Consider the following 10,792-nt stretch of genomic DNA (forward strand, 5'->3'; position numbering starts at 1 on the left):
GGGGGCGGGGGCGTGGGCTCGGGCGGGGCGGGGGGCCTGGCCCCCGCCGTGGCCGCCCACCCCCTGCTTGGGGATGTCGTTGGGCATGCCGCCGATGGCGATGACCCGGTCCTGCTCGATGCCGAGCCGCTGGGCGACCAGGACGAGGCCGGAGGCCTTGGTGACACCTGGAGCGGACAGCTCGATCAGACCGTGGTCGGTGGAGTAGGTGATGTCGGCCCGGTCGCCCACGTGCGGGGCCAGCGCGGCGCGCATCTGCCCGCTGTCGGCGCCGCGCATGCGGATCAGCAGCTTGATCGCGGGGGCGGCGATGACCTCATGCCTGGCCACCGCCGTGTCGTCGGGGTTGAGCCAGGCGTGTTCGTACTCCGGCGCGCTGACGAACTGCGGGGTCGCGGCGTCGTGGGTGGACGCGCCGACCCGCTCGGCGGCCAGGCCGCAGCCGGGCAGGGCCCGCTCGGCGATGTCGGCGATCTCGGCCAGCGTCTCCACGTCGAGGGTGTAGCTGGCCAGGATGCGGTCGGTGGAGCTGTCGTAGATGACCGCGCCGTTGGCGCACACGCACAGCGGCGCGTAGCCGAGCCCCTCCACGACCGGATCGACCCAGCGCGGCGGCCTGCCGGTGGCCAGGACGAACGGCACGCCGTCGGACACCAGGGCGGCCACGGCGGCCCTGGTGCGATCGCTGACCCGTTCGTCGTGGTCGATCAGGGTGCCGTCGACGTCGGTGGCGACCATCTTCGGTGGAGGCAGGTGCAAGCGCGTCACCTGTCCATCCTGCCGGAAAAGCATCTCGTGCCGGTATCGCACGCACACCCACGGCCGTCCCTATGATCAGGATCCGACACCCGTATGCCCGCCCGGCGAAGGACCAGACCTGATGATCGGCTTCCTGCTGCGACGCGCCGCGAACTACGTGGTGTTGCTGCTGCTGGCCTCGTTCCTGACCTTCGCCGTCGCCGGGCTGACCTTCCGGCCGCTGGACAGCCTCGAACAGCGCAATCCGCGCCCGCCGCAGGCGGTGATCGACGCCAAGGCCGCCGAACTGCATCTGGACGAGCCGATTCCGCGGCGCTACCTGACCTGGGTGAGCGGGGCGGTGCGCGGCGACTTCGGCACCACCCTGGCCGGACAGCCGGTGAGCGAGGAACTGGGCAGGCGGGTCGGGGTGAGCCTGCGGCTGCTGGTGATCGGCTCGGTGCTCGGCACCGTGCTCGGCGTGCTGATCGGGGCGGCGAGCGCGATCCGGCAGTACAAGTTCAGCGACTACTTCACCACCGTGGTGTCGCTGGTGCTGCTGAGCACGCCCATCTTCCTGCTGGCCACGCTGCTGAAATACGGTGCGCTGGAGATCAACTCGCTGACCGGCCAGCGCATCTTCCTCTACACCGGCGAGACCTCGGCGCACCGGATCGACGGCCTGTGGCCGCAACTGGTCGACCGGCTCCAGCATCTGGTGCTGCCGACCCTGGCGCTGGCGCTGGGCGCGATGGCGGGCTACAGCCGTTACCAGCGCAACGCCATGCTCGACGTGTTGCAGAGCGATTTCATCCGCACCGCCCGCGCCAAGGGACTGACCAGGCAGCGCGCGCTGTACAAACACGGCCTGCGCACCGCGCTGATCCCGATGGCCACGCTGTTCGCCTACAGCCTCGGCGGGCTGATCACCGGGGCCACCTTCACCGAGAAGATCTTCGGCTGGCACGGGGTGGGCGAATGGCTGGTCGACTCGGTCAACGCCCAGGACATCTACGTGGTGGTGACGGTGACGGTGTTCACCGGCGTGGTGGTGCTGGTCTCCGGGCTGCTGTCGGACATCGTCTACGCCCTGCTCGATCCCAGGGTCCGGGTCGGATGAGGGCGGTGCGGAAGGGCCGGGCGCCCGCATCGATCCGAGGGGGTGGGCAGCGATGACCGAAGCCGAGATCATCGTCGCCGGCGCGCCGAAGTCGGCCACCGGCAGGCGGGCGCTGGTGTGGCGGCGGTTCCTGCGCAACAAACCCGCGGTGATCGCGGCGGTGGTGCTGATCGCGCTGGTGCTGGCCAGTTTCGTGCTGCCGCACTTCCTGCCCTACGACTACCTCTACCAGGACCGCACCGCGCTGCGGCAGCCGCCGGGCCCCGACCACTGGTTCGGCACCGACCCGATCGGTCACGACGTGCTCGCCCAGACCCTGCGCGGGGCACAGAAATCGCTGATCATCGGCTTCTGCGTGGCGGTCATCAGCACCGCGCTGGCCGCGCTGGCCGGGTCGGTGGCCGGGCTGCTCGGCGGCTGGCCGGACCGGGCGATCATGTGGCTGGTCGACCTGCTGCTGGTGGTGCCCTCGACCATCGTCATCATGCTGTTCGCGCCGAAGGTCAAGGGCGGCGGCGGAATCGCGCTGCTGGTGGTGCTGCTGAGCGTGTTCGGCTGGATGATCAGCGCGCGCATCGTGCGCGGGCTGACCATGAGCCTGCGCGAACGCGAATTCGTCCGTGCCGCGCGGTACATGGGCGCGCCGACGCACACGGTGATCCTCACCCACATCGTGCCCAACATCGCCTCGATCCTCATCATCGACACCACGCTCACGGTGGGCGCGGCGATCATGGCCGAAACCGGCCTGAGCTTCCTCGGTTTCGGCGTGCAGCCGCCGGATGTCTCGCTGGGCACGCTGATCCGCGACGGCACGGCCTCGGCGCTGACCTATCCGTGGCTGTTCCTGTTCTCCGGCGGCTTCCTGATCACGGTGGTGCTGTGCGCGAATCTGGTCGGCGACGGATTGCGCGACGCGTTCGACCCGAGTGCGAAGAACGCGCGGAAGCGGAAGCGGGGGAAGGCATGAGCGGGACCGCGGGCGGCGGGCAGAAGGCGGATGTCCCGCTGCTGGAGGTCGTGGACCTGCGGGTCTGCTTCTACGGCGAGGAGGGCCGCGTCGAGGCCGTGCGCGGGGTGGACCTGAGTGTGGCCGAGGGCGAGGTGCTGGCGATCGTCGGCGAGTCCGGCTCGGGCAAATCGGTGTCCGCGCTGGCCATGATCGGCCTGCTGCCGGACCAGGCCAGGGTGAGCGGCTCGATCCGGCTGCGTGGGCGCGAGCTGATCGGCCTGGGCGACCGGCCCATGTCCAGGCTGCGCGGGCGCAGGATCAGCATGGTCTTCCAGGATCCGCTCTCGGCGCTGACCCCGGTCTACCGGGTGGGCGACCAGGTGGCCGAGGCGCTGCTCGCGCACGGCCGGATGAACCGCAAGGAAGCCGCCGCGCGTGCGGTGGAACTGCTGGACCTGGTCGGCATCCCCGATCCGGCCGTGCGCGCGCGGTCGTTCCCGCACGAGTTCTCCGGCGGCATGCGCCAGCGCGTGGTGATCGCGATGGCCATCGCCAACGATCCGGCACTCATCCTGTGCGACGAGCCGACCACCGCCCTGGACGTGACGGTGCAGGCGCAGATCCTCGACCTGCTGCGCACCGCCCGCGACATCACCGGCGCGGGCGTCGTGATGATCACCCACGACATGGGCATCGCCGCCACCCTGGCCGACCGGGTGGCGGTCATGTACGCCGGGCGGGTGGTGGAGACCGCGCCCGCCGCCGACCTGTTCGCCGCACCGCGCATGCCCTACACCGTCGGCCTGCTCGGCTCCATCCCGCGCATGGACGGCCCGGCCCGCAGCCCGCTCATCCCCATCACCGGCGCACCGCCCGCCATGCAGGCCCTGCCGCCCGGCTGCGCCTTCGCCCCGCGCTGCCCGGTCGCGGTCGAACGCTGCCGGACGGTGGACCCGGCGCTCACGCCCGCGGGCGAGCACGGGCTGGCCGCCTGTACCCGCACCGGTGAGCTGAGCACCGGCGACCTGTTCGCCGCCTACCGGCGCGGGCTCGCCGCCGACGGCGACAGCCCGGCGGCTCGGGTCACCGCCACCGAGACCGTCGGCGGCTCGGTTGCCGAATCGAGCGCCGACCGCACGTCCGCCGATCCCGAGGTGGTCCTGCGGGTCACCGACCTGGCCAAGACCTACCCGCTGACCAAGGGCGTGATCCTGCGCCGCAGGACCGGCGAGGTGCGCGCCGTCGACGGGATCGGCTTCGAGGTGCGCGCCGGGCGCACCCTGGCGCTGGTCGGCGAGTCCGGCTCGGGCAAGTCGACCACCCTGACCCAGATCCTCGAGCTGGTCCCGCCGGAGCGCGGGCGCGTCGAGGTGTTCGGCCACGACGTCGCCACCCTGAGCAAGGCGCAACGGCGGGAGCTGCGGCGCAGGATGCAGATCGTCTTCCAGGATCCGACCGCCGCGCTGGACCCGCGCCTGCCGGTCGCCGACGTGCTGGCCCAGCCGCTGCGCATCGACGGTCGCTCGAAGGAGGAGATCGCCCGCCGGGTGCCGCGACTGCTGGAGCTGGTCGGACTGCGACCCGAGCACGCCGAGCGCTATCCGGCCGATTTCTCCGGCGGGCAGAAGCAGCGCATCAACATCGCCAGGGCGCTGGCGCTCGACCCTCGGCTGCTGGTGCTCGACGAGCCGGTGTCCTCGCTGGACGTGTCCATCCAGGCGGGCGTGCTGAACCTGTTGCGGCAGTTACAGGACGAACGCGGGCTGTCGTATCTGTTCGTCTCGCACGACCTGTCGGTGGTGCGCAACATCGCCCACGACATCGCGGTCATGCATCGCGGCCGGATCGTGGAATCGGGGCCGGCCGAGCAGGTGCTCGGCGCCCCGGAGCATCCGTACACGCGGGCGCTGATCGACGCGGTGCCGACCCCGGCACCGTCGCGATAGGAGGTAGAGGATGGGCAAGCGCACGTCGCGGCTGCTGGCCGGGCTCACCGCGGGCGCGGTGGCGGCCGCGGTGCTGGCGGGCTGTTCGGCGCGGGAGGACACCGCCACCGGGCTCTCCGACGCCATCGGCGAGACCAGCGACATCAACCCGGTTCCGCGCGATCAGGTCGCCGACGGCGGCAACCTGCGGCTGTCGGTGAGTTCCTTCCCGGCCAACTGGAACATCCTGTCGATCGACGGCAACGAGGGCGACATCGGCGCCATCACGCACCCGATGATGCCGCGCGCGTTCGTCGTCGACGCGGCGGGCCGGTTGAGCGTCGACCACGACTTCTTCACCGATGTCGAGCTGACGAGCACCGATCCGCAGGTGGTCACCTACACCATCAACCCGGAGGCGGTCTGGTCCGACGGCACACCGGTCACCTGGGAGGACATCGCCGCCCAGGCGAACGCGCTGAGCGGGCGCGACACCCGCTTCCAGATCGCCATGACCAGCGGCTTCGACCGGGTCGCCCGGGTGGAGCGAGGCGTGGACGACCGCCAGGCGGTCATCACCTTCGACCGCCCGTACGCCGAATGGCGCGGCCAGTTCGCCGGCAACAACACGCTGTACCCGAAGTCGGTGACCGCCGACCCCGACTCGTTCAACGACGGTCTGGTGAACGAGATGGGCCCGACCGCCGGGCCGTTCCGCGTCCGCTCCACCGACCGCGCCCAGGGCCGCGTCGTGCTCGAGCGCAACCCGCTGTGGTGGGGCGAGACCCCCAAGCTCGACACGGTGACCTTCCTCGTGCTCGACAGCGTGGCCAGGGTGGCGGCGCTGCAGAACGACGAGCTGGACGTCTCCCCGCTCAACACCGTCGACGAGGTGCTGCTGGTGCGCGACACCCCCGGCCTCGAGGTGCGCCGCGCGCCCGGAAATCGCTGGCGTCACATCACCTTCAACGGCGCGCCCGGCTCGATCCTGGCCGATCAGGGCGTGCGGGTGGCGATCGCCAAGGCCATCGACCGCCAGGCGATCGCCTCGGCCATGCAGAACGGGCTGGTGGAATCGCCGAAGCCGCTGAACAACCACGTCTACCTGCAGGGCCAGCAGGGCTATCGGGACAACGCCCCGGCCTTCGACCCGGCGGCGGCCGAACGCGAACTCGACGCGCTCGGCTGGGTGCGCCAGGGTGAGGTGCGGGTCAAGGACGGGCGCGAACTGGTGATCCGCGACGTCATGTACGACGACCCGACCTGGGTGCAGATCGCCCGCATCATCCAGGACGACCTGGCCCGTATCGGCGTGCGCCTGACCATCGACACCCGCCCCGGCGCCGGCTTCTTCACCGATGTCATCCAGCCCGGCGACTTCGACGCCGCGCAGTTCATCTACCAGGGCGATGCCTTCCCGCTCAGCAGTGTCCCGCAGACCTACGGCTACTACCCGCCCAACACCCAGAACAATTTCGGCCGGATCGGCTCGCCGGAACTCAACGACCTGATCGAGCGCACGCTGTCGGAGCTGGACCCGGCCGAGGCGATCGAGCTGGCCAACGAGGTGGACAGGGCGGTCTTCGCCGAGGGGCACTCGCTGCCGCTGTACCAGTGGGACGGCAGCTACGGCGTGCGCGCCGAACTGGCCAACTTCGGCTCGCCCGGCCTGGCGAGCTACGACTACACCGCGATCGGATTCCTCCGATGAGCGGCGCGATCTCCGCGCGCGCGGCGCAGCACGCGCGCGGACTGACAGGGAGGCGATCCATGACGATGCGCTCGGCCGCGCGACTGGCGGCACCGTTGCTGGCGATCGGTCTCGCCCTCTCGGCCTGTGGCGGCGACAACGCCGACCTGCTCGGCGAGGCCGCCATCGGCGCGACCAGCGACATCAATGCGCGCGAGCGCGACGAGCTGCGCGACGGCGGCAACCTGCGGCTGGCGCTGAGCGCCTTCCCGGCGACCTTCAACACCCTGCACGTCGACTCCGACGCCGACGTGTCCACCGTGCTGTCGGCGACCCTGCCCGGCACGGTGACCGCGAACGCCGCGGGTGAGGTCACGGTGGACCACGACTTCTTCACCGACGTCGAGCTGACGAGCACCGATCCGCAGACCATCACCTACACCATCAACCCGGAGGCGGTCTGGTCCGACGGCAGGCCGATCACCTGGGAGGACATCGCCGCCCAGGCGAACGCGCTGAGCGGGCGCGACCCCGCCTACCGGGTGGCGGCCACCCAGGGCTACAGCAGCATCGCCTCGGTCGAGCGCGGCGTCGACGACCGCCAGGCGATCGTCACCATGTCCGAGCACTACGCCGAGTGGCAGGGCATGTTCAACCCGCTCTACCCCGCGGAGACCACCGCGACGCCGGAGGCGTTCGAGAATCTGGACCGGCAAGCCCCGCGCGTGTCCGGCGGCCCGTTCGTGGTGACCGACATCGACCGCGCCCAGCAGCGCGTCGTGCTCGGCCGCAATCCGGCCTGGTGGGGCGAGACGCCGAAGCTGGAGAACATCACCTTCAGCGTGCTCGACTACTCCGCCCGGCTCAACGCGCTGCAGAACAACGAGCTGGACTCCGCCGACATCTCCGGCATCGACGAGGCCACCGCGGCCTCCGAGTCGCCCGGCCTGGTGGTGCGGCGCGCGCCCGCACCGCGCTTCTCGCACATGACCTTCAACGGCGCGCCCGGCTCCATCCTCGAGGACCCGCGCCTGCGGGTCGCGATCTCCAAGGCCATCGACCGCCAGGCCATCGCCGACGCCATCCAGAACGGCCTGACGCCGGACCCGAAGCCGCTGAACAACCACATCTACCTCGACGGGCAGAAGGGCTACCAGGACAACGCCCAGGCCGTGGCCTACGACCCGGCCGCCGCCGAACGCGAACTCGACGCGCTGGGCTGGGTCCGCGAGGGCGACGTGCGGGTCAAGGACGGGCGTCCGCTGGAGATCCGCATCGTCATGTACCAGCAGCAGACCTGGGTGCAGATGTCGCAGATCGCCCAGCAGAGCCTGGCCGAGGTCGGCGTGCGCCTGAAGATCGAGACCTACCCGGGCAACGGCCTGTTCACCGACGTCATCGACCCGGGCAACTTCGACATCGCCAACTTCTCCTGGAGCAAGAGCATCTTCCCGCTCGGCGCGCTGCCGCAGATCTACGCCTACGACCCGGCCAACCCGCTGAGCAACAAGGGTCGCATCGGCTCGCCGGAACTCAACGAGCTCATCGAGCGCATCACCTCCGAACTCGACCAGGAGAAGGCGATCGAGATGGCCAACGAGGCCGACCGGATGATCTTCGAGCTGGGCTTCTCGTTGCCGTTGGTGCAGTCGCTCGGCATGGTGGCCCAGCGCGAGGACCTGGCGAACTGGGGCGCCTTCGGCCTGCAGTCCGCGGACTGGACCGCGGTCGGCTTCCTGAGGTGAGCGCCGGGGGCGGGCGGGCGCATCCGCTGGCCTATCCGCTCGGCGTGAGCGCGGCCGCGCTCGTGGTGTGCGCGGCGGTGGTGCCCTTCGGTGACACCGACCAGCGCGCCGCGGCGGCGGCCACCGCGCTGGTGATCGTGGGCTACACCGGGATCCGGCTGGCCCGTGCCCTCGGATCTCTGCCGCACGGCCTGCCGGAACAGCTGCGCGCGGGCGTGCCGGTGCGGCGGGTGCGTCAGCAGCACCGGCTGGTGAGCCGGTCGTGGCTGGAGCTGGCCGAGCCGGGCGGGCCGGGGCGGTGGTGGCTACCGGTGTATTTCGCCCCCGAACTGGTCGGGCTCGCGCCCGGCGAGGCGCGGGTGGATGCCCGGCGGATCGAGGTCGGCGGAGTGCGGATGTTCCCGGCGGGCCGGGCGCGCGCGGCCGAACCGGTGGGCAGGCTGCACGACAATCCGGTGCGGCCCGCCCCCGACGCCCCGCGGCGGGCACGTGCCGCGAACAGGCTGTCGCGGCGGCTGCTGCTGGACGCGCAGTCCGCTGTCGCCGCACCGGTGGCGGCACTGCTGTGGGTCCATCTCGACGGCGGCGGCCTGCCCGCCTTTCTGGGCGCGCTGTGTGTGGCGAGCGCCGCCGCTGTATGGCTGACCGCTGTTCGGGGTTCCGACCCCAGCTGACCGACCGTTCGCGCGGTTCCGCCCCCGGCTGAAGAACGTCGCATCGCCGCGGCAAACTGGTCTTACCACTTGACCAGCAGACCAGTGTGGCGCACAGTATTCGCATGGCGTTGCAACCTGTGGTCAAGCGATCGGTGTCGACGGAGGTCTTCGAGCAGATCGCCGACGAAGTGCTCAGCGGCGAACGGGCCCCGGGCTCGACGCTGCCCAGCGAACGACAGCTCGCCGAGGCGCTCGGGGTGTCCCGGCCCGCGGTGCGCGAGGCCCTGCAACGGCTCGCCGGGGCCGGGCTGGTCTCGGTGCGCCAGGGCGACGCCACGGTGGTGCTGGACTACCGGCGCGGCTCGGGGCTGGAAATCCTGCCGCGCATGCTGATCCGGCAGGGCACGGTCGATCCCGCCGTGGCCCGCAGCATCCTCGAGGCCAGGCTGCACAACGCCCCCAAGGTCGCCGAACTGGCCGCACTGCGCACCGGACCGGAGCGGCGCGACGAACTGCGCCGCGCGCTGGAGACCTCCCTCACCGCGCTGGCGAGCGAGCGCGAGCCGGTCGCCCTGCAACGACACGCGCTCGAATTCTGGGAGCACCTGGTCGACGCCGCCGACTCGCTGGTCTTCCGCCTGATGAACAACATGCTGCGCGCCGCCTACGAGCCCGCGCTCGCGGCGCTGGCCCCGCTCATGACCGTCGAGGTCGGCAATGCCGAGGGCTATCGGGGGGTAGCCGAGGCGGTGCTGGCGGGCGAGGCCGCGACGGCGGCCGAACGCGCCCACGCCCTGCTCGAACCGGCGACCACCGCCCTGATCGCCGCCCTCACCACCGCCATCGACGCCGCCGACCGACCCACCGCCGGAACTCTCACCCCGGCTGTCCCCACCACCGAACAACCCGTGCACAGCGAGGTGCCCTCATGACCGGAACGACCGTGCGCAGGGGTATGACCCTGCGCGACGCCCGCGCCGAATTCGTCCGCCACCCCTCCCCCTGGCTGATCGGGGCCACTCTGCTCGCCGCCGTGGCCGCCCGCGTCGCGGTGGGCGACTGGCAGCCGACCGACGCCCTGGTGCCGCTGCTCGTCGTGGCGGCCTTCCCGCTGGTGGAGTGGGTCATCCACGTGCTGGTGCTGCACTGGCGGCCCAAGCGGATCGGGCCGCTGCGGCTGGATTCCGAGCTGGCCCGCAAGCATCGCGAGCACCACGTCGATCCGCGCGACATCCCGCTGATCTTCATCCCGACCCGCTCCCTGCTGGTGACCATCGCCGCACTGGTCGCCATCGGGTTGCTCGCCTTCCCGCGTCTCGGCCTCGGCCTGACCTTCCTGATCACCGTGGCCGCGCTCGGTCTGGCCTACGAGTGGACCCATTTCCTCATCCACACCGACTACAAGCCCAAGCGCGCGCCGTATCGGGCGATCTGGCGCAATCACCGCCACCACCACTACAAGAACGAGCACTACTGGTTCACCGTGACCAGTTCCGGCACCGCCGACCGGCTGCTCGGCACCTACCCCGATCCCGCGAGCGTGCCCACCTCCCCCACCGCGCGCCACCTCCACGGCGCCTGAATCCGCTCGCCCAGCATCCGCCCGCATCACCCGCGGACGTTTGACAAAATACCCCTGGGGGGTATCGTCGGAACCGACCGGCGATACCTCCCAGCGGTGCGCGCCCCGCCGGTCGAACTGAACCGCAGGGTGGCCGCTCCGAGGCCACCGCCGAGACGGCATCGACCGAACGGAGTGAGAACGATGTGCCCGCACAGCTGCCCGACGACCCCCGCGACCGTGGCGGCCGGTGAGCGCGGATGAACGCCGCCGTCAAGTTCGCCGGCTTCGGCGTCGGCCTGGCCGCCGTGTTCGGCATCGCGCTCGGCATCGGCGCGCTGGTCGGCCCCACCGAATCCGACACCGGGGCCGGCGGCCACGGTGAGCACGGTGACGACCACGCCG

At 71.2% G+C, this 10,792-nt stretch carries 9 protein-coding genes; 8 read left to right on the plus strand and 1 reads right to left on the minus strand.

Going from position 1 to position 10,792, the window contains the following annotated elements; all coding sequences use genetic code 11:
* On the minus strand, positions 1-792 hold a 792-nt coding region (locus QH283_RS17760; RefSeq protein ID WP_432420744.1), incomplete at its 3' end, for an HAD family hydrolase.
* Positions 793-880: 88 nt separating this feature from the next.
* Between QH283_RS17760 and QH283_RS17765 the strand changes: the two genes are divergently transcribed.
* The 8 genes from QH283_RS17765 (at position 881) to QH283_RS17800 (ending at position 10,408) form a co-directional block, all read left to right on the plus strand.
* Positions 881-1,858 carry an ABC transporter permease gene (locus tag QH283_RS17765; protein ID WP_280504109.1) on the plus strand — a complete coding sequence of 326 codons (978 nt, stop codon included), beginning with the start codon at positions 881-883 and terminating at the stop codon, positions 1,856-1,858.
* A 52-nt stretch (positions 1,859-1,910) separates the two neighbouring features.
* Positions 1,911-2,828 (plus strand): ABC transporter permease, encoded by a 918-nt coding sequence (locus QH283_RS17770; RefSeq protein WP_280504110.1) that lies wholly within the window; start codon positions 1,911-1,913, stop codon positions 2,826-2,828.
* Positions 2,825-4,756 (plus strand): ABC transporter ATP-binding protein, encoded by a 1,932-nt coding sequence (locus QH283_RS17775; protein ID WP_280504111.1) that lies wholly within the window; start codon positions 2,825-2,827, stop codon positions 4,754-4,756. The genes QH283_RS17770 and QH283_RS17775 overlap by 4 nt, the downstream gene beginning before the upstream one ends.
* A 10-nt stretch (positions 4,757-4,766) precedes the next feature.
* Positions 4,767-6,446, plus strand: a complete 1,680-nt coding sequence (locus tag QH283_RS17780) for an ABC transporter family substrate-binding protein (protein WP_280504112.1) — start codon at positions 4,767-4,769, stop codon at positions 6,444-6,446.
* A 59-nt stretch (positions 6,447-6,505) separates the two neighbouring features.
* On the plus strand, positions 6,506-8,170 hold the full coding sequence (locus QH283_RS17785; protein ID WP_280504113.1) for an ABC transporter family substrate-binding protein: 1,665 nt from the start codon (positions 6,506-6,508) through the stop codon (positions 8,168-8,170).
* A 62-nt stretch (positions 8,171-8,232) separates the two neighbouring features.
* On the plus strand, positions 8,233-8,844 hold the full coding sequence (locus QH283_RS17790) for a hypothetical protein (RefSeq protein ID WP_414689665.1): 612 nt from the start codon (positions 8,233-8,235) through the stop codon (positions 8,842-8,844).
* Positions 8,845-8,948: 104 nt separating this feature from the next.
* Entirely contained in the window at positions 8,949-9,758 is an 810-nt protein-coding gene (locus QH283_RS17795; protein WP_280504115.1) for a FadR/GntR family transcriptional regulator, read from the plus strand.
* On the plus strand, positions 9,755-10,408 hold the full coding sequence (locus tag QH283_RS17800) for a sterol desaturase family protein (RefSeq protein WP_280504116.1): 654 nt from the start codon (positions 9,755-9,757) through the stop codon (positions 10,406-10,408). The genes QH283_RS17795 and QH283_RS17800 overlap by 4 nt, the downstream gene beginning before the upstream one ends.
* Positions 10,409-10,792: the final 384 nt, after the last annotated feature.

This window comes from Nocardia farcinica (assembly GCF_029867845.1).
Classification (GTDB): domain Bacteria; phylum Actinomycetota; class Actinomycetes; order Mycobacteriales; family Mycobacteriaceae; genus Nocardia; species Nocardia farcinica_A.

Excerpts from the sequence above, each read along its gene's own strand:
- QH283_RS17765 (WP_280504109.1), top strand. The coding sequence starts at position 881 with ATGATCGGCTTCCTGCTGCGACGCGCCGCGAACTACGTGGTGTTGCTG.
- QH283_RS17770 (WP_280504110.1), top strand. The coding sequence starts at position 1,911 with ATGACCGAAGCCGAGATCATCGTCGCCGGCGCGCCGAAGTCGGCCACC.
- QH283_RS17775 (WP_280504111.1), top strand. The coding sequence starts at position 2,825 with ATGAGCGGGACCGCGGGCGGCGGGCAGAAGGCGGATGTCCCGCTGCTG.
- QH283_RS17780 (WP_280504112.1), top strand. The coding sequence starts at position 4,767 with ATGGGCAAGCGCACGTCGCGGCTGCTGGCCGGGCTCACCGCGGGCGCG.
- QH283_RS17785 (WP_280504113.1), top strand. The coding sequence starts at position 6,506 with ATGACGATGCGCTCGGCCGCGCGACTGGCGGCACCGTTGCTGGCGATC.
- QH283_RS17795 (WP_280504115.1), top strand. The coding sequence starts at position 8,949 with ATGGCGTTGCAACCTGTGGTCAAGCGATCGGTGTCGACGGAGGTCTTC.
- QH283_RS17800 (WP_280504116.1), top strand. The coding sequence starts at position 9,755 with ATGACCGGAACGACCGTGCGCAGGGGTATGACCCTGCGCGACGCCCGC.